Source organism: Corallococcus sicarius, assembly GCF_003611735.1.
Lineage (GTDB): Bacteria > Myxococcota > Myxococcia > Myxococcales > Myxococcaceae > Corallococcus > Corallococcus sicarius.
In genome coordinates this window covers 1-17,990 of the sequence record NZ_RAWG01000193.1, presented here as the reverse complement: position 1 = coordinate 17,990, position 17,990 = coordinate 1, and the positions used below count along the sequence as shown (strand labels likewise).

The following is a 17,990-nucleotide window of genomic DNA, read 5'->3' as shown; positions in this document are numbered from 1 at the left end:
GTCCCAAGCCCCCGCCGCCCCCCGTGGACCCCAGCCAGCTGGTCATCCTCCTGGAGGACGACTGGCTCATGGCCGTGGACAAGCCCAGCGGCATGGCCGTCCACACCGGCAGCGGCATCACCGGGGGGACCCTGGTGGACTACGTGCGCGCCTACCTGGGCCCCAAGGCCACCCGCAACGACTTCACCGCCTCCCCGGCCCACCGCCTGGACCGGGAGACCTCCGGCGTCATCCTGGTGGCCAAGCGCCGCCCGGCGATGGTGCATTTCACGGAAATCTTCACCAACGGCCACCCGAAGAAGCGCTACCTGGCCCTGGTGAAGGGGAAGATGCCCAGGGATTCGGGCGTCATCGACCTGCCGCTCGCCGAGCACCAGCAGACGGCCGAGTCCAAGTCCCGTCGGGGAGTGAACATGCAGGAGGCCGTCACCCGCTGGAAGGTCGTGCGCCAGTCGAGCGAGGCAGCCCTCCTCTCCTGCACCATCGAGACCGGGCGCACGCATCAGATAAGAAGGCACCTGGTTGCCGTGGGTCACCCGGTGGTGGGTGACAAGAAGTACGGCGACTTCGCCCTCAACCGCGACGTGCGGGCGCGGTGGGGGCTCAAGCGTCTGTTCCTGCACGCCGAGCGCATCGAATTTCCGCACCCCGAAGATGGCAGGAAGGTCGCAGTGGAGACGCCGCTCCCGCCAGAGCTGATGGACGTGCTGAAGCGGGCAGCGCTCCTCTAAGCCTTGAGCCCAGGACTCGACAGAACACGCATGTCCGACCCGAAGACGACTGACCGCAGCCGCTCCAAGCTGGTGCTCGACGGCGTTCCGCCCAAGCGCAACCTCGTCGTGCGCTTGATGAAGCTCTTCGCCGTGCTGGGGCTGATGGGGGCCACCGCCGCGGCGTGCGCCGTCGTGGGCGCCTACTACATCTTCTCCGACGGGCTGCCCGCCATCCCCAAGGTGGATGAGTACTGGCCGCCCATCGTCACGGAGGTCTACACCGACGACGCGGTGCTCGCCGGCGAGTTCTACAACGAGCGGCGCAAGGTGGTGCCCTACGAGCGCATCCCCAAGCGGCTCGTGCAGGCGTTCATCGCCAGCGAGGACTCCAGCTTCTTCGACCACTTCGGCGTGGACGTGCTGGGCACCACGCGCGCCGTCACCAAGACGGTGCTGACGAAGCTGGGCTTACGCGGCGGCGGCGTGCAGGGCGGCTCCACGCTCACGCAGCAGACCGCGAAGGCGGTGCTCATCTCCGCGGAGGGCTACAAGGAGGCCACCGCGAAGACGCCCAAGCGGAAGATCCGCGAGGCCATCCTCGCCTTCCGCCTGGAGCAGTCGCTGACGAAGGAGGAGATCCTCTACCTCTACCTGAACAACGTCTTCCTCGGGCACCACAGCTACGGCGTGCAGAGCGCGGCGGAGAACTACTACCGCAAGGACGTGCGCGACCTGACGCTGGGGGAGATGACGCTCGTCGCGGGCCTGCCCCAGGCGCCCAGCCGCTACTCGCCCTTCCTGCGTCCGGAGGCCGCGAAGAAGCGCCGCTCCTACGTGCTGCGCCGCATGCTGGACGAAGGGATGATCTCCCAGGAGGAGCACGACACGGCCAACGCGGAGCCCGTGAGGGTGTACCCGGTGGAGGACGTCTTCCACGAGTTCGCCCCGTACTTCGTGGAGCAGGTGCGCAAGGACGTGGTGGACCGGTACGGCAACCCCGTGCTGCTCAAGGAAGGCCTGAAGATCTTCACCACCATGGACAGCGAGCGGCAGCGCGCGGCGCAGGACTCCGTGCTGGACGGCCTGATGTCCGTGGACAAGCGCCAGGGCTGGCGCGGGCCCGTGCAGCAGCTGGCCACGGAAGGCGAGCGCAAGGCGTTCCTCGACAAGGCGAAGAAGGCGATGGGCAAGGAGGAACTCGTCGACAACCGGCTCTACGTGGCGCTCGTCACCCGCATCGACGAGGACGGCAAGGGCGCGGACGTGCAGGTGGGGCCGCACCAGGGCCGGCTGCCGCTGCTGGGCATGCGCTGGGCGCGCAAGGTGAACCCGGAGGGCTACTACCCGGCGATGATGATCTCCTCGGTGAAGAAGGCCGTGGCGGTGGGCGACGTCGTCGTCGTGCGCCACGTCATCAAGAAGGAGCTCACCGACGACCGCGAGCAGTGGGACAAGAAGCTCGCGGAGACCATCCCGGAGGAGGGCGTGAAGCTGTTCCGGCTGGAGCAGACGCCGGAGGCGCAGAGCGCGCTCGTCTCCATCGACCCGCATCGCCAGTACCTGACGGCGATGGTGGGCGGCTACGACTTCGACGACAACGAGTTCAACCGCGCGTTCCAGGCGTGCCGTCAGCCGGGCAGCTCCTTCAAGCCGTTCGTGTACTCGGCGGCGCTGGAGCAGCTGGGCTGGACGGAGGCCACCATCATCGTGGACTCGCCCATCGTGGAGCACGACCCGGACAACAAGGTGTCGTGGAAGCCGGCCAACTACAGCGAGGAGTTCGTGGGTGACGTGCTGCTGCGCACGGCGCTGGTGAACTCCATGAACATCCCCGCGGTGAAGACCTTCGGCGCGGTGGGCGTGCACAACATGTCGGACTGGTCCAAGAAGCTGGGCATCACCACGCCCATGAACATGGACTTCTCCGCGGCGCTGGGCTCCTCGTGCGTGTACCCGCTGGACCTGGCGAACGCGTACGCGACCTTCAACCGCTACGGCCGCAAGAAGCCCACGTACTTCATCCGCAAGGTGGAGGACCGCTTCGGCCGCACGCTGGAGGACCACACCGCGTTCGACGACGCGTGGGCGCCGCTCCAGGACCGCGTGGCCGCGGGCTACGCGCGCCTCTTCGAGCCGGGCGAGCAGGTGATGAGCTCCGAGACGGGCTTCATCCTCACGCACCTGCTGCGCGGCGTGGTGCTCCAGGGCACCGGTGGCCCCGCGCAGAAGCTGGGCAAGCCGGCGGCGGGCAAGACGGGCACCACCAACGACTCCTTCGACGCGTGGTTCTCCGCGTACACGAAGGACCTCGTGACGGTGGCGTGGGTGGGCTACGACCTGAACCCGCACCCGCTGGGCCGCTATGAGACGGGCGGCCGCGCGGCGCTCCCCATCTGGCTCAACTACATGAAGCGCGCGCTGGAGGGCCGGCCGCAGTCGGAGTTCTACCCCTGGCAGTCGATGGAGCTGTCGCGGCTCTACATCGACAAGAAGACGGGCAAGGTCTCCCACCCGGGCGCCAAGGGCGCGGAGCTGATGTTCTTCAAGAAGGGCACCGAGCCGAAGGAGGCCGTGCCCGACAAGAACCAGGTCGGCGTGGATCAATTCATGATGGGCGCGCAGTAGTCACACGCGCCGCATCCACGGCAACACCGTCAGGCGCCTTCGCGGAACACGCGCGAGGGCGCCTGATGTGCTTCCAGGGCCTGCTGGAGCGCGGCCCTGTCCGGCCCGGCCTCCAGCACGGAGCGCGCGGCGGTGGGCAGCACCTGCCGCTCGCGGCCGGCGAAGAGCTTCGGCAAATCAGAGAAGCCCGCGCCCTGCGAACCGATGCCCGGCGTGAGCAGCAGCGCTTCCCCCAGCCGCTCCACCACGTCGCGGTCGGCCGGCGGCAGCGTGGCGCCCATCACCGCGCCCGCGGGCAGCACGCCCGGGCCCGCCTGCTCATTCAGCGCTCGCAGGCCGTCCGCCACCGCCTGCGCCACGGTGCGGCCGTCGCCGCCGACGGCGTTCTGCAGGGGCGCGCCCTCCGGGTTGGACGAGCGCACGACGATGAAGGCGCAGGCGCCGTGGGCCCTCGCGCGCTCCACCGTCTTCGCGAGCGCGCCCAGCCCCAGGTACGCGGTGAAGGTGGCGGCGTCTACGTTGTACGCGCTGCCCGCACCGAAGAGGCCCTCCGCGTAGGCGTCCATGGTGGACCCGATGTCGCCGCGCTTCACGTCCAGCAGCGTGAGGGTGCCCGCGGCGCGGAAGCGCTGGAGCACGCGCTGGAGCACGACGAGCCCTTCGGGGCCGTGGCGCTCGAAGAAGGCGCTCTGCGGCTTCACCACCGCCAGGCGCTCGCCGGCCGCGTCGGCCACGCGCTCGCAGAAGTCGGACAGGCCCTGCACGGTGTCCGGCAGGCTCCAGCGGGCGAGCGTGTCGCGCGACGGGTCCAGGCCCAGGCAGAAGGGGGAGCGTGCGTCGGCGAGCGCCGCGAAGCGCTGCGCGAAGGAGGCGGGCGTCGTCACGGAGGGCTCCTTCACTTCAGCCGGCGCGCGGTGGCGTCGAAGAGCGGGTTGGGCAGCGCCTTGAGGACGCGCATGGCGCCGGACGCCTGCCAGGGGAAGCTCACCACCGTCTCGCCCGCGAAGATGGCGCGGCCCATCAGCGCCACCGCGTCCTCGGTCTCCATGAGGAAGGGCATGGGGAAGCGGTTCTTCGCCGTCAGCTCGCTCTTCACGAAGCCCGGGTAGACGCAGGTGACGGACACGCCGGTGCCCTTCAGGTCCACGCGCAGGCTCTCCAGGAAGGTGGAGAGGAAGGCCTTGGACGCGGAGTAGGCCGCGTGGCCCGCGAGCCCCCGGTAGCCCGCGAGGCTGGAGATGCCCACCACGTGGCCCCGGCGGCGCTCCACCATCTGGGGCAGCACCGCGCACAGCGTGGCGGTGGCGCCGGTGACGTTGGTGTCGATGATGGCGCGCGTCCGCTCCCAGTCCATGCGCTTGCCGTGCGTGGGGCCGCCGACGCCCGCGTTGGCCACCACCAGGTCCAGGCCGCCGCACTCCGCGTCGATGGCGCGGATGCGCTCCTGCGAAGCCTCCGCCTGGGTGATGTCCATGACGACGGGCTCCACCACGGCGCCCGCGGCCTGGGCCTCCGCGGCCAGGGCCTGCAACTGGGTCAGCCGCCGTCCTGTCGCGAACACGCGCAGGCCGTGCTTCGCCAGCCACAACGCCAGTCCCCGTCCCAGCCCGCTCGAGGCGCCCGTCACCAGCGCCGTCCGGTAGGTCATCTCCGCCATGCCGTCCTCCAGGAGGTCTCGCAGCGCCCGCCTTGTCGCACGGTTGCGCGCCGGAGGGCACGCAAAACCCCGCCCTGCGACTGGGGGACGAGGCAGGCCCGAGCGCGCGTTGTCACCTTCAAGGCGTCAGGAGCGGGATTTCAGGAGCGGGTGGCCCATGCCCTGGTGGAACTGCATCCTCGTGGTGGACGACGACCTGGAGCTGCTGCGGGCCTACAAGGAAGCGCTGGAGCTGGACGGGCACTCGGTCGTGCTGGCGCGTGATGGGTTCGAAGCCCTGCGCCTGCTGCGCCAGGGCCTGCGCCCGGCGGTCATCCTGCTGGACCTGAGCATGCCCCGGATGGATGCCTGGGCCTTCCGCGAGTGGCAGCGGAAGGACCCGGCGCTCGCGTCCATCCCGGTCATCGTCCTGTACTCGCAGCTCGTGGAGGAGCAGGCCATGAGGGCCCTGGGCGTGGAGGGCTTCTTCGAGAAGCCGGTGGACCTGGACGTCCTCCTGCACGCGGTGGCGCCGTATGTGGCGCGCGGCGGGCAGGCCAGCCATCCTTCCTGAGCGGGCCTAGCGGAAGGGCGGCGTCTTCTGCGCGTCGAACCACCGCTTCGGCTCCACGAGGTGCAGGTTGTTGTGGCCGGGCCGCAGCTCCACGGCGCCCGTCACCGCGCCAATGGTCGTCAGCAGCGCGCCCGTGATGTCGCCCCGGACGAGGTCCAGGTGGCCCTCCAGCGAGAAGCCCTGGCCCTTCGCCTTCAATTCGCGCACCTGGAGTCCGCGCTCGTCGATGCGCACCTGGCCCGTCACGTCCACCTCGCGGATGTTGAGCAGGGAGGTGAGGAAGGAGGGCAGGCCCTTGGACGTCGTGAGCAGCGCGACCAGGGGCTGCGTGTCGGTGAGGTGGCTCGCGAAGCGCGCCGACAGCACGGTGGGGGACAGGGACAGGCTGGCGCGCGGCAGGGTGAAGACGCCGCTCCACGCGCGGATGGGCACGGGGCCGTTCGTGGACACCTTGCTCAGCCGCAGCGTCGTCCCGGCGAGCCCCAGCTCCGTCAGGTCCGCGGACAGGTGGCGGGCATCCACCTCCACCTCCGCGCGCAGCAGGACCTTGTGCTTGCCCATGCTCCCGGAGACGAGGTCGGTGTCCATGCGCAGGCTCAGCGGGCCCCGGGCCTTCGAGCCCTTGGGCCGCTCCTCGCTGCGCACCGTCACGTGGCCGGAGTCGATTTCGAGCGTCTGCTCCAGCCAGGGATTGATGACCCGCAAATCCAGAGGCTGACTCTTCGCCACCCGCAGGTCCGGCTCCAGGTCGAACCCCCGGTCCCCCGGCCGCCGTCGCGCGAAGACGAAGAGGGCCACCTCCGGCACCTCCACCCCCTTGCCTCCGGGGCCCGTCAAGCGCACGGGCGCGAAGACCACCGCCACCTGCCCCGAGGGCCCCTCCGGACGCTCCGGCTCCAACGAGGCCTGGAGGCTCCAGGGGGCTCGCGCCCGCATGGGCCCCGCGCGCAGGTCCAGCTCGGCGCCCTGGGCGTCCACCTTGCTGCCCGCCTCCAGCGCGCCCTTCTGCATGCGCACGTCCAGGTCCACCCGGCCGGCGCCGCCGCGCAGGGACAGGGGCGCGCTCGCGCCCAGCTGCTCGTTGATCCAGTCCAGCGGGAACAGCTCCACCTTCGCCTGCACCTGGCCGCTCAACGCCTGGGACAGGTCGTAGCCCTGTCCGTCGCGGAAGGGGGCGTCGAGCACGGCGCGCGCGGTGAGGGTCTCCAGCCGCGCGACCTTCTTCGCATCGACCTCCACGAACCCCTGCTCCACCCGCACGGACGGGAGGTCCACGAGGAGCTGCTCACGCGACTTGAGGTGCAGCGAGCCCGTGACGTCCAGCGATCCGGCGAAGCGCACCCGGCTGAAGTCCAGCACGCGGACCTCGTGCAGCGTCACGTCCCTGAGTTCAATCTCCCAGGGGCGTGAGCCCGGCTCCGAGGGCGGCTCCTCGGGCGCGGAGGAGGGCTCCAACTGGAAGCTCGCGCCGTGCCCGTCGATGGCCTTCACGTCGACGTGGTTGCTCAGCAGCGAGGCCAGGGAGATCCGCGCCGACAGTGATTCCACCTCCACCTTCCACCAGAGGTCCGGGTCCTGCTTGGTGAGGGTGAAGTCGCGCAGGTGGAGCCGGCCCATGGGCCACAGCCACCAGGCCCGCTGCCACGACAGCACCACGCGGTCCGTGCCCCGCCGCATGATGGCCTGGACGACGCCGACGTTGAGCGCCACGTTGAGGAGCACTTCCAGCACGACGAACGCGGCCACGGCCCACAGTGCCGCGCGCCTCCACCGCTTCCTGCGTGGAGCGGCGTCCTGGGCATCACGGGGTGTGGAGACGGTCATGGGGACGAGCGGCAGCGTATGCGAAGGCCCTGGGGGACGCTGATGGATTGGTAGGCTGCGGGGCCATGGATCCGAGCACGAGCCGTCACTTTTCGAACCTTCGTGGCTCCAGACGCTCTGGAGGGTGACGACCGCGAGCAGGCTGCCGACCCCGGCGGCGGACACTGTCCTGCGACCCGGGGTCCCGTGTGCGAAGCCCCCACTTCCTCACCAGCTTCATCCCGGGCGCAGCGCAGGTGGGGAGAGCACATGGCGGGAGCTCGAACACGCTGAAAGAGGCACGGGCTCATGGAGGGCCTGTGCTGCGCCGTTTCATCCCTTGCTCCATGGACACCTGGCGCCAGGGCTACCGCGCCGAACGTCGGATGACGGCGGGCGTCAGTCCCGTGAGCCGGCGGAAGACCGTGGTGAAGTGGCTCTGCGAGCTGAAGCCGACCTCCAGCGCGATGTCGCCCAGCGAGCGCGCCGAGTGGTTCAACAACTCACGCGCCCGCTCCACCCGCCGCTGCTGCACGTAGGCATGCGGCGTCAGCCCCGTTGACTGCCGGAAGGCGCGTGAGAAGTAGAAGACGCTCAGGCCCGAGCGCTGCGCCAGCTCCTCCATCCGGATCCGCCGCGCCAGGTGCGCTTCGATGAAGAGCTGCACGCGGGAGAACGCCGCCGACGAGAGACCGCCCCGTCGCTTCGCCGCCCGCGGGCCGCCCGGTGTCTGGAGGAGCTTCGACAGTCGGGACGCATGGCGCTCCTGCACCCCCCGCGTCCCGGAGAGGAACCCGGCGATGACCTTCAGGTCCCGGTCCGACAGGGACGTCATCAGCGCGAACCCGTCCTCGCGCACCGGTCCCCAGAGCGTCTCAATCCAGGTGCGCGCATGCTCGGTGAGCGCGAGCCGCTTCCCACCTCCGACGGACTCCCGCCGCACATAGCCGGCGAGCTCCAACCGCTCCACGTCGGTCCCCCGGGGGATGGCACTCATCGGCGCGGGGCCTCCGAAGTGCAGTTGCGCCAGACACCCCAGCTCCGCGCGACCCAGCGCGAGCACCTCGCCGACGGCCTCGTCGAACTCCGCGGAGGCGTCCTGGAAGCGGACGATGTCGGCGCCAATCTGCTGGAGGAGGGCGTGCCGGGGGTTCATGCGAATCACCGCAGGATTGAGAAAAACAGCACAAGGACGCGAAAGACCCCCGCGCACGCGGGGCGCATCCTCCGCCGCATGATGAACCTGAAGCTGTCGGTGGGCGGAATATTGCTGTGGCTCTTCGTCCTCAACCTGGGCATCGCGTTCGGCGCGGGGCTCTACGAACACCGCATCGTCCTGCCCCGGTGGTTCGACGCCACCGGGATGCACTGGAACCCGGAGGGCGCACGGCAGGACGACGTGGGGCTGCGCTTCTGGGCCTTCGTCAGCACGGGCCCGCTGACGCTCCTCACCCTCGCGAGCCTCTTCTTCGCCACACAGGGCTCGGGCCCGCTGCGCCTCTGGTGGCTTGGGGCCGCGCTGGCCGCGCTCGCGGACCGAGTCCTCACCTTCGCGTACTTCATCCCCACCCTGGTCCGCCTGATGGACATGCCGGATTCGCCCGCCGCCGCGGAGACCGCGCTGCGCTGGTCGCAGCTGAACCACCTGCGCCACACGCTCGTCGCGGTGGCCTGGCTCGCCTCCCTCCAGGCCCTGTCCTGGCTCCGGCTGAGGAGCGCCGCCTGAACGTCGCAGGACTGTTATCAATGAATTCCGTGTCAGACGTGTAATCTAGGGTGTGCCGTCCGTCAGGGACGTCACTTCCACACCGAGGACACCGGATGAAATCACCGCGTCTTTCTTCCCGTTTCACCAGCGCGCTCGTCGGGCTGGCGCTGTGCACCGCGGCCCCCGCGGTCTTCGCCGCGCCCCAGGCGCAGGAGCCCCGCGCCGCCGCCGACAAGCGCCTCCAGAAGGCGCTGCCCGAGGGCACGCCGGTGGAGCGCCTGGTGGTGAAGTTCCACGAGGGCAGCCGCGTGCGCCTGCGTGGCAATGCCCTGCGCTCGCTCACGGCCGAGCGCTCCGAGTCCGAGCGCTCGCTGCTCGCCGGACGCGGCCTCTCCGAGTCCCTGCTCGACAGCGACGTGAAGTCCGTCCAGGCCCTGCTGGAGCGCGCGCCCCGCGCCACCTCGCCCCGCCGCCTCTTCACGGAGGACGAGTCCGCGCTGGAGGCCCGCAAGGTGCTGGGCGAGGCCCGGAGCGGCCGTCAGCTCGCGGACCTCAACCTCTACTTCGAGGTGCCGCTCGTGCCCGGCACCACCGCCGAGCGCGTGGCCGAAGTCGTCGCCGCGCTCAACGCGCTGGACGGCGTGGAGGTCGCCTACGCGGAGCCTCCCCCCGAGCCGGCGATGGTGAACTTCGGCATGGAGCCCGTGCTGCGCGAGCTGCTCGCCGCCGCGGACATCTCACCCACCACGCCGCTGTATGACGGTGCGCAGGGCTACCTCAACGCGGCCCCCACGGGCGTGGACGCGCGCTATGCCTGGGGTCTGCCCGGCGGCACCGGCGCGGGCATCCGCTTCGTGGACATCGAGGGCGGCTGGCGCACCACCCACGAGGACATGCCGGGCTTCTTCACGCAGCTGGGCACGCAGTTCAACGACCTGGGCTGGCGCAACCACGGCACCGCCGTGCTGGGTGAAGTCATCGGCGTGGCCAACGCCTACGGCGTGACGGGCATCGCGCACGGCGCGACGGTGGGCGTGTCGTCCATCGGTTCGCAGACCACCGCCGCCGCCATCTCCAACGCCGCGGCCGCGGTGGGGCAGGGTGGCGTCGTCCTCATCGAGCTGCACGCGCAGGGCCCGGCGGACAGCACGGCGTGTACCTGCAACCAGGGACAGTGCAACTTCATCGCGATGGAGTACTGGCAGGCGAACTACGACGCCATCGCCACCGCGACCGCCAACGGCGTCACCATCGTGGAGGCGGCGGGCAACGGCAGCGCCAACCTGGACGATGCCGCGTACGGCAACGTCTTCAACCGCGGCGTGCGCGACTCGGGCGCCATCCTGGTGGGCGCCAGCACCGCCACCACGCGCGTGCCCATGTGCTGGACGAACTTCGGCTCGCGCGTGGACGTGCACGGCTGGGGTGAATCCGTCGTGACGATGGGCTACGGCGACCGCTTCGGCGGCGCCTACGGCGAGGACCAGTACTACACGTCCACCTTCAGCGGCACCTCCAGCGCCTCGCCCATCGTCACCGGCTCCGCCATCGTGCTCCAGGGCGTGTCGCGTGCGCGCGGCACGGGCGCCCTGGATCCGCGCTACGTGCGCAACCTCCTGGCCAATACGGGCACCGCGCAGGCGGCGGACGCGCGCAACATCGGCCAGCTGCCCAACCTGCGGCAGGCCCTCCAGATGCTGCCGGAGTTCTCCTGGTCGCAGTCGGGCCCCCTCGCCGGCCGCCACTGCGTCCACGTGCACGAGGGCGCGGACCCCCACGCGTGGAACGACAACTACCTGTGCTCGACGGTGAACTACGGCATCCAGTGGAGCAGCGCGGGCCCCATCGGCGGCATGCGCTGCACCCAGATCGCCGAAGGCTCCGAGCCCGCGGCGCACACCTGGAATGACAACTACCTCTGCGTGCCCACGAACAGCCCGTTCCAGTTCTCCTGGTCGCAGGCGGGCCCCCTCGCGGGCAGGATGTGCACCCGCGTGTACGAGGACTCGGATCCGCACGCCTGGAACGACAACTACCTCTGCTACTGAGTCAGCGCACGCTCGCCCAGAAGGGCAGGAGCGCCTGACGGCTCGCGGCCAATGCGTGCCGCGCGTCCGCGTTGACGGTGCCGGCCGCGAAGCTGTCGTCGCGGCCGGCCAGCACCTCGATGCAGGCGTGCACGGAGTTCGACAGGCCCTCCAGCGAGTAGCCCCCCTCCAGGCACAGCACCAGCTTCCCGCCGCAGACCTCCTCCGCCAGCTTGCGCACGGCGGTGCACATCGCCGCGAAGCCGCGCTCGGTGACGTCCATGCCGCCAATGGGGTCGTCGCGGTGCGGATCAAAGCCCGCGGACACGAGGATGAGCTGGGGCCGGTACGCCTGGGCCACGGGCAGCAGCAGCTCTTCGAAGATCATCCCGTAGTCGGCGTCGGTGTTGCCGCCGGGCAGGCCGCAGTTGACGGTGAAGCCCTGGCCCTCGCCCCGGCCCACCTCCGGCGCGGCGCCGGTGCCCGGGTAGTACGGGAACTGGTGCACGGACTGGTAGAGCACGTCGCGCCGGCCCCAGAACGCCGCCTGCGTGCCGTTGCCGTGGTGCACGTCCCAGTCCAGCACCAGCACGCGCTCGGCGCCCAGCCGGCGTCCGGCCTCCGCGGCGACGGCGGCGTTGTTGAACAGACAGAAGCCCATGGACCGGTCCGGCTCCGCGTGGTGGCCGGGAGGACGCACCAGCGCGAACGCGTTCCTCGCCCGTCCCGCGAGCACCGCCTCCACGGCCTGCACCGCCGCGCCCGCCGCCAGCCGCGCCGCGTCCACGCTGTCCGGGGACACCTGCGTGTCCGCGTCGATGTGAGCGTGCTGGCCGCTGAGCTTTGAAATGGCCGCCAGCAGCTCCGGGGCGTGCACCGCCGCCAGCTCCGCGTCGGTGGCGGAGCGGGGCTGCGCCATCACCGTGCCCGCGATGGGCGTCCGGGCGAGCAACTGGAGGATGCGCCGCAGGCGGGCAGGCGACTCCGGGTGGCCCTCGCCCGGGTCGTGCTGGAGGAACAGCGGGTCGGTGAGCAGCAGCGTCGCGGTCATCCCCACGACCTTACGCATCCTCGTGCCGGGAGCCCAGCGGCCGGGTGGGAGGCCTTCAGCGCTGTCCTTGCCCTGGGTGCCACACCCTCCCTACAGTGCGCGGGCCTTGCCTCGTCGCCTCAAGAAACCCGGTCTCCGGGGCATCCTCCTGGGTTCGTTCGGCCTTGCGCTGGCCGTCATCCTGGGAACGCTCTACTTCGTCGTCCCCGCCCAGGTGGAGTACCACCTGCATGAGCGCACGCTGCTGCGCGCCCGCGACAAGGCCCAGGAGGTGAAGGGCCTGCTCGGCACACAGGAGAGCACCCGCCTGGTCCCCGACCTGGAAGGGCTCTACCGGAAGGATGGCGACTTCAGCGTCGTCGCCGTGGTGGACGCGGCCGGCGTGCCCCGGGCCACCAGTCCCGCGCCGCCGCCCGCCTGGTTCACGCAGGCCCTGGAGGCCCGCATCGGGGTTTCGGCCCCGCCTGCGCTGAACGGGCTGGAGTTCCCCAACGGCGACGCGGCGGTGGCCGCACCCATGGCGTTCGCGGACGGAACGCCGGGCGAGGTGATGGTGGTGGTGGACTCGTCGCGGCTGGATGGCGTGCTCCAGTCGCTGCGCCACACCGTGCTCCTGGCCTTCCTCGTCGGGCTGGTGCTGTTCCTGCTGGTGGCGTTCCTCATCTCGCACGCGTTCATCCTCCAGCCGCTGGACGCGATGATGTCCATGGCGCGCAAGCTGGCGGAGGCCGACCTCACCGGCCGCGCGGAGGTGCGCAACAGCAAGGATGAGCTGGGCCAGCTGGCGGAGGCGCTCAACCGCATGGCCCAGTCCTGGCGCGACACGCTGGGCCGCGTGCGCGGCGTGTCCGACGTGGTGGCGGGCGTCATCGAGCAGATCCACCGCACCGGCACCACCGTGTCCTCCGGCGCGGGCACCGTGCAGTCGCGCGTGGAGGAGACGTCCTCCTCCATGGTGGAGATGATGGCGTCCCTGCGCGGCATCGCGGAGAACGTGGAGGTCCTCTACCAGAGCGCGGAGGAGAGCAGCTCCTCCATCATGGAGATGGCCGCCACCAACGACGAGGTGGCGGAGAACGTCCAGGCCATGGCCGCCAGCGTCGAGGAGACGACCAGCGCCATCGAGGAGATGACGTACTCCATCAAGGAGGTGGCCAAGAACATCGAGGACCTGTCCGCCTCCACCGAGGACACCTCCTCCGCCATCAGCCAGATGGACGCGGCCATTGGCCAGGTGGACGCCAACGCCAACGAGACGGCGCGGCTGTCCGAGCAGGTCTTCGAGGACGCGCAGACGGGCGTGGAGGCCCTGCGCAAGACGCTGTCCGGCATCGACCGCATCAAGGACACCAGCCGCACCGCGGCGGGCGTCATCGACAGCCTGGGCCGGCGCATCTCCGAGATTGGCAACATCCTCAACGTCATTGACGACGTGGCGGAGCAGACGAACCTCCTGGCCCTCAACGCCGCCATCATCGCCGCGCAGGCGGGTGAGCACGGCAAGGGCTTCGCGGTGGTGGCCGAGGAGATCAAGGACCTGGCCGAGCGCACCGGCGCGTCCACCAAGGAGATCGCCGAGCTCATCCGCGGCGTGCAGGAGGAGAGCCGCAACGCCGTGGTGGTGATGAACCAGGGCGTCAAGAGCGTGGAGGAGGGCGTGCAGCTGGGCCGCGAGGCGGAAGGGGCGCTCAGGAAGATCAACGACAGCACCCAGAAGTCCACGCAGATGGTGAAGGCCATTGCCCGCGCCACGGTGGAGCAGTCCCGCGGCAGCAAGCAGGTGACGGCGGCCATCCACCGCATCTCCGCCACGGTGCAGATGATCTCCCAGGCCTCCAACGAGCAGGCCCGGGGCGGCGAGCAGATCATGAAGAGCGCGGAGCGGATGAAGACGCTCACGCAGCACGTGCAGCGCTCCAGCCAGGAGCAGGCGCACGGCAGCAAGCAGATCACCCGCTCCATCGAGAGCATCAACGAGATGGTCACCCACCTGAACCGCGCCCAGAAGGAGCAGACCAAGGGCAGCGAGCAGGTGCTCAAGGCGGTGGAGACCATCAAGGGTGTGTCCGAGCACCAGACGCGCTCGGTGCGTCAGCTGGAAGAAGCCATCGACAACCTCACGCGTCAGGCGGAGATCCTCCGCGCCGAGGTGCGGCGCTTCCGCGTCTGAAGCCCCGCACGTCTCAAGAGAAGGCAGCCCGCCTCATGCCCGCCGAGCCCGCCGTCGCTTCCCGCACCGTCTCCGAGCGCGCCGTGGTGCTGCTCATCGGCGCGGTGCAGTTCGTCAACGTCCTCGACTTCGTGATGGTGATGCCGCTGGGCCCGGACTTCGCGAAGGGGCTGGGCATCGCGTCGTCGCACATCGGCACCATCGGGGGCAGCTACACCGCGGCGGCGAGCGTGGCGGGGCTGGCGGGCGGCTACTTCCTGGACCGGTACGACAGGCGCAAGGCCCTGGCGGTGTGCATGCTGGGGCTGGTGGTGGCCACGGCGGCCGGAGGGCTGGCCACGGGGCTGTCCACGCTGCTGCTGGCGCGGGTGGTCGCGGGCATCTTCGGCGGGCCGGCGACGGCGCTGTCGCTGTCCATCATCGCGGACCTCATCCCGGTGGAGCGCCGGGGCCGGGCGCTGGGCGCGGTGATGGCGTCCTTCTCCGTGGCGTCCGTGCTGGGCGTCCCCATGGCCCTGAAGGTGGCGGAGGTGGGCGGCTGGCGGCTGCCCTTCTTCGTGGTGGCGGCGCTGGGGTTCCTCGTCGCGGCGGCCGCGGTGTTCCTGCTTCCGCCGGTGCGCGGGCACCTGGGGGCGGCGGGGAGCGCGGCCCAGGCCGTGAGCGTGCGAGAGCTGTTGGGCCGCACCGACATGCAGCTGTGCTACCTGATGACGGCGCTCTTGATGATGAGCGGCTTCGTCATCATCCCCAACATCTCTGCCTACCTTCAGCAGAACCTGGGCTACCCGCGCGACCAGCTGTGGCTCATCTACTTCGCGGGCGGCATCGTGAGCTTCATCACGCTGCGGTTGACGGGGCCGCTGGTGGACCGCTACGGCTCCTTCCGCCTGGGCACGCTGGGCGTGGTGCTGGCCGCCGTCTTCACCTTCGTGGGCTTCGTGTCCTACCCGGCCTGGCTGCCCATCCCGGTGCTCTTCATGGGCTTCATGCTGGCCATGGGCGTGCGCAACGTGGCGTACAACACGCTGACCTCCCGCGTGCCGGACAACCCGGTGCGCGCCCGCTTCATGTCCCTGCAGTCCGCCACCCAGCACATGGCCGCCGCGGTGGGCGCCTTCCTGTCCTCCAAGCTGCTGGTGGACCTTCCGGACGGGACGCTGGGCGGCATCGCCCTGATTGGCTGGGTCTCCATTGGCCTGTCGGTGGGAGTGCCGCCGGTGCTGTGGGTGGTGGAGAAGCGGGTGCGCGCGCGCGAGCAGGCCCGGGCCCTGGCGGTGCCCCCCGCGCAGGGGCTGGCGGTGCCCCTGGCCCCGGAGGCGAACCCCCACGGCTGAGCCCCGGTGCCTCCGGGTTGGGCCCCAGGCCCTACCGGGGGCCCGGCCGCCCGCCTCCTCATCACGGCGCCGGACGGACGCTGGAGGCCTGCTGGTGGTTGCGCGGACCCGCTCCGGGCGCGATAACCGTTGAACTCCCGCTGTGGGGACTCTGAAGACCCATGTTCAACATCGGCGCAGGCGAAATGGTGTTCATCCTGGTGGCCGCGCTCATCGTGCTCGGCCCCCAGCGGTTGCCTGAGCTGGCGCGGGCCATCGGCAAGTTCATGCGCGAGTTCCGCCGGCAGACGGACGATGTCCGCAACGTGGTGGAGCGCGAGTTCTACCAGATGGACGAGGACTTCAACCGCGAGCTTCCGCCGCGCCCGGGCACGCGCGTGCCGTCGCCCCCGCCGGAGCTGGCGGACGCCTCGCACCTGCCCCCGGGCGCCCCGCCCAACCTGCTCGCCGAGCCCTCACCGTCCCTCACCGCGTCGTTGGAGCCCGCGCGGCTGCCCTCGCCCCACGAGGTGGAGCCGGCCGCGCCGTCGGTGCCGCCGGGGGACAGCGCGGCCCTGGCGGTGGCGTCGAACTCCGACGCCGAAGCGCCGCCCGAGGCCGGGGGGGAGCCCCGGCCCGGCGAGGATGGCCTTCCGCAACTCGCCCCCATCCCGGGCACGGTGGCGCGCAACGCGCCGAAACGGAGCTGAGCCCTGAACCGCCAAGGGGTTGATTTCAACGACCTGCGCATGAGCCTGTCGGAGCACCTCACGGAGCTGCGCACGCGGCTCGTGAAGTGTTCGCTCGCGGTGCTCGTGCTGGGCGCCGTGTCGCTCATCTTCGCCAAGCCCATCTTCGGCCTGTTGATGCGGCCGGTGTTGGACGCGCTGCCCGCGAACGGGCGCTCGCTCGTCTACACATCCGGCATCGAAGAAATCAACGTGCTGATGAAGGTGGGCGTGTACTGCGGCATCTTCCTCACCACGCCCGTCATCCTCTGGCAGATCTGGGGTTTCGTGTCGCCGGGGCTCTACCCGGAGGAGCGCAAGTACGCGTCGCCCTTCGTGGTGCTGGGCTCGGTGGCGTTCATCGTGGGCTCGATGTTCTGTTACTTCCTCGTGCTGCCCTCCATGTTCAAGTTCCTCCTCAGCGAGGAGGAGACGCTCGCGCTGGAGCAGCGCGTGGACACGGCGCGGATGGGCGCGGAGGACGCGCTGCGCTTCCTGCGCATCGGCGAGGTGGAGCGAGCCGGGCACCTGGCGAAGGAGACCAGCGCCGCGCTGACAGCCTCGGGCCAGGGCCAGGTGAAGGACCCCGAGGTGGCGACCGCCCGGAGCGTGGAGCTGACCGCGCGCCTGAAGGGGCTGGGCGACCTGCTGGACGCGGCCTCGGACGGGCTGGGTGTCCCCGCGCGCGGCGTGCTGCGCGCGGCGGTGGAGAAGCGCGTGGAGGCGGTGACGGCCTTTGGCCGGCTGGACTACGCGGCGGCGGAGGCGGCGATGGACCAGTCCGCGAGCCTGCTGGCGGGCGTGGCGCCCACGCGTGCGGAGGAGATGTCGGGCCTCTGGCGGCTGGAGAAGGAGCTGGCGAAGGGCCACGCGGAGGCGGAGGCCGCGCGCTGGACGCGCCCCATGCTGACGATGAACGAGCAGCTGTCGCTGGTGCTGCTGCTCGTCCTGGCCTTCGGCGTCATCTTCGAGTTGCCGCTGGTGATGGCGCTGTTGGGCATCGTCGGGGTGGTGCAGTCGAAGTGGCTCATCCGCTACCAGCGCCACGCCTTCGTGGTGTGTCTCATCGCGGCGGCCATCCTGACGCCCACGGGCGACGTGGTGAACCTGTCGCTCATGGCCGGGCCCATGCTGCTGTGCTACGAGCTGGGTGTGCTCGCCGTGTGGCTCATCGAGAAGCGCCGTGCGAAGGCGGAAGCCTCCACGGACATCACCCCGGCGTAAGGCGCCCGCGCGCATGAAGAGCCTTGGCGCGCGGCTGATGGTGGACCTGCGGTACCTGCGTGCGCTGTCCCGCAGGTTCCGCAGCACGCTGGTGCTGGCGGCGGTCATCTTCGGGTTGGGCCCGCTGCTGTACCAGTGGCGCTACGTGAGCCCGGGCGGGGAGCGCCTCGCCTACGGGGAGGCGCTGCACCACGTCTACTTCCTGCTCTTCGGTCAGCCGTCGCTGCCGTACGTCAACGACTGGCTGGTGGAGACGCTCAACATCCTGATTCCACCCGTGAGCATCGCGCTGGTGGTGGATGGCGTGGTGCGCTTCGCGTACCTCTTCTTCGCCCGGCACAAGAACGACAAGGAGTGGGTCACCGTGGTGTCCGAAACGATGAAGGGCCACGTCGTGGTGTGCGGGGCGGGGCGGGTG

15 protein-coding genes are annotated in these 17,990 nt (G+C 70.5%); 10 read left to right on the top strand and 5 right to left on the bottom strand.

What is annotated here, in order from left to right; translation table 11 throughout:
- Together D7X12_RS26215 and D7X12_RS26210 are read left to right on the top strand one after the other, a co-directional pair.
- The coding region (locus D7X12_RS26215) for an RluA family pseudouridine synthase (RefSeq protein WP_147443809.1) at nucleotides 1-731 on the top strand (731 nt) is incomplete at its 5' end.
- A 30-nt stretch (nucleotides 732-761) separates the two neighbouring features.
- Nucleotides 762-3,338: a penicillin-binding protein 1A gene (locus tag D7X12_RS26210; RefSeq protein WP_120628013.1), complete on the top strand. Its 2,577-nt coding sequence runs from the start codon at nucleotides 762-764 to the stop codon at nucleotides 3,336-3,338.
- Nucleotides 3,339-3,367: 29 nt separating this feature from the next.
- Here D7X12_RS26210 and pyrF read toward each other — a convergent pair whose 3' ends face one another.
- On the bottom strand, nucleotides 3,368-4,222 hold the full coding sequence (gene pyrF / locus D7X12_RS26205) for an orotidine-5'-phosphate decarboxylase (protein WP_120628015.1): 855 nt from the start codon (nucleotides 4,220-4,222) through the stop codon (nucleotides 3,368-3,370).
- Between the two features lie 11 nt (nucleotides 4,223-4,233).
- Nucleotides 4,234-4,995 carry an SDR family NAD(P)-dependent oxidoreductase gene (locus tag D7X12_RS26200; RefSeq protein ID WP_120628012.1) on the bottom strand — a complete coding sequence of 254 codons (762 nt, stop codon included), beginning with the start codon at nucleotides 4,993-4,995 and terminating at the stop codon, nucleotides 4,234-4,236.
- A gap of 157 nt (nucleotides 4,996-5,152) precedes the next feature.
- On the opposite strand from D7X12_RS26200, the gene D7X12_RS26195 reads away from it, so the two are divergent.
- On the top strand, nucleotides 5,153-5,548 hold the full coding sequence (locus tag D7X12_RS26195; protein ID WP_120628011.1) for a response regulator: 396 nt from the start codon (nucleotides 5,153-5,155) through the stop codon (nucleotides 5,546-5,548).
- 6 nt (nucleotides 5,549-5,554) lie between these two features.
- Here the strand turns inward: D7X12_RS26195 and D7X12_RS26190 are convergent, their stop codons facing one another.
- Complete coding sequence (locus D7X12_RS26190; RefSeq protein WP_244224778.1) at nucleotides 5,555-7,294, bottom strand: translocation/assembly module TamB domain-containing protein; 1,740 nt, start codon at nucleotides 7,292-7,294, stop codon at nucleotides 5,555-5,557.
- A gap of 424 nt (nucleotides 7,295-7,718) precedes the next feature.
- Nucleotides 7,719-8,507 carry a helix-turn-helix domain-containing protein gene (locus tag D7X12_RS26185; RefSeq protein ID WP_120628009.1) on the bottom strand — a complete coding sequence of 263 codons (789 nt, stop codon included), beginning with the start codon at nucleotides 8,505-8,507 and terminating at the stop codon, nucleotides 7,719-7,721.
- Between the two features lie 78 nt (nucleotides 8,508-8,585).
- On the opposite strand from D7X12_RS26185, the gene D7X12_RS26180 reads away from it, so the two are divergent.
- On the top strand, nucleotides 8,586-9,077 hold the full coding sequence (locus tag D7X12_RS26180) for a DUF1772 domain-containing protein (RefSeq protein WP_120628008.1): 492 nt from the start codon (nucleotides 8,586-8,588) through the stop codon (nucleotides 9,075-9,077).
- 95 nt (nucleotides 9,078-9,172) lie between these two features.
- Nucleotides 9,173-11,107, top strand: a complete 1,935-nt coding sequence (locus tag D7X12_RS26175; protein WP_120628007.1) for a S8 family peptidase — start codon at nucleotides 9,173-9,175, stop codon at nucleotides 11,105-11,107.
- A gap of 1 nt (nucleotide 11,108) precedes the next feature.
- Here D7X12_RS26175 and D7X12_RS26170 read toward each other — a convergent pair whose 3' ends face one another.
- Complete coding sequence (locus tag D7X12_RS26170) at nucleotides 11,109-12,137, bottom strand: histone deacetylase family protein (RefSeq protein WP_208719292.1); 1,029 nt, start codon at nucleotides 12,135-12,137, stop codon at nucleotides 11,109-11,111.
- A gap of 106 nt (nucleotides 12,138-12,243) precedes the next feature.
- Between D7X12_RS26170 and D7X12_RS26165 the strand changes: the two genes are divergently transcribed.
- From D7X12_RS26165 to D7X12_RS26145, 5 genes are all read left to right on the top strand, one after another.
- Complete coding sequence (locus D7X12_RS26165) at nucleotides 12,244-14,307, top strand: methyl-accepting chemotaxis protein (protein ID WP_120628014.1); 2,064 nt, start codon at nucleotides 12,244-12,246, stop codon at nucleotides 14,305-14,307.
- Nucleotides 14,308-14,342: 35 nt separating this feature from the next.
- A complete protein-coding gene (locus D7X12_RS26160; RefSeq protein WP_120628005.1) occupies nucleotides 14,343-15,641 on the top strand; it encodes an MFS transporter in 1,299 nt (432 codons plus the stop codon).
- Nucleotides 15,642-15,802: 161 nt separating this feature from the next.
- A complete protein-coding gene (gene tatB / locus D7X12_RS26155; protein ID WP_120628004.1) occupies nucleotides 15,803-16,330 on the top strand; it encodes a Sec-independent protein translocase protein TatB in 528 nt (175 codons plus the stop codon).
- A gap of 39 nt (nucleotides 16,331-16,369) precedes the next feature.
- Complete coding sequence (tatC, locus tag D7X12_RS26150) at nucleotides 16,370-17,572, top strand: twin-arginine translocase subunit TatC (protein ID WP_120628003.1); 1,203 nt, start codon at nucleotides 16,370-16,372, stop codon at nucleotides 17,570-17,572.
- Between the two features lie 13 nt (nucleotides 17,573-17,585).
- Nucleotides 17,586-17,990 (top strand): potassium channel family protein (locus tag D7X12_RS26145; protein WP_500683235.1); only part of this gene is annotated, 405 nt, incomplete at its 3' end.

Excerpts from the sequence above, each read along its gene's own strand:
- D7X12_RS26210 (WP_120628013.1), top strand. The coding sequence starts at position 762 with ATGTCCGACCCGAAGACGACTGACCGCAGCCGCTCCAAGCTGGTGCTC.
- D7X12_RS26200 (WP_120628012.1), bottom strand. The coding sequence starts at position 4,995 with ATGGCGGAGATGACCTACCGGACGGCGCTGGTGACGGGCGCCTCGAGC.
- D7X12_RS26195 (WP_120628011.1), top strand. The coding sequence starts at position 5,153 with ATGCCCTGGTGGAACTGCATCCTCGTGGTGGACGACGACCTGGAGCTG.
- D7X12_RS26185 (WP_120628009.1), bottom strand. The coding sequence starts at position 8,507 with ATGAACCCCCGGCACGCCCTCCTCCAGCAGATTGGCGCCGACATCGTC.
- D7X12_RS26180 (WP_120628008.1), top strand. The coding sequence starts at position 8,586 with ATGATGAACCTGAAGCTGTCGGTGGGCGGAATATTGCTGTGGCTCTTC.
- D7X12_RS26175 (WP_120628007.1), top strand. The coding sequence starts at position 9,173 with ATGAAATCACCGCGTCTTTCTTCCCGTTTCACCAGCGCGCTCGTCGGG.
- D7X12_RS26170 (WP_208719292.1), bottom strand. The coding sequence starts at position 12,137 with ATGACCGCGACGCTGCTGCTCACCGACCCGCTGTTCCTCCAGCACGAC.
- D7X12_RS26160 (WP_120628005.1), top strand. The coding sequence starts at position 14,343 with ATGCCCGCCGAGCCCGCCGTCGCTTCCCGCACCGTCTCCGAGCGCGCC.
- tatB (WP_120628004.1), top strand. The coding sequence starts at position 15,803 with ATGTTCAACATCGGCGCAGGCGAAATGGTGTTCATCCTGGTGGCCGCG.
- tatC (WP_120628003.1), top strand. The coding sequence starts at position 16,370 with ATGAGCCTGTCGGAGCACCTCACGGAGCTGCGCACGCGGCTCGTGAAG.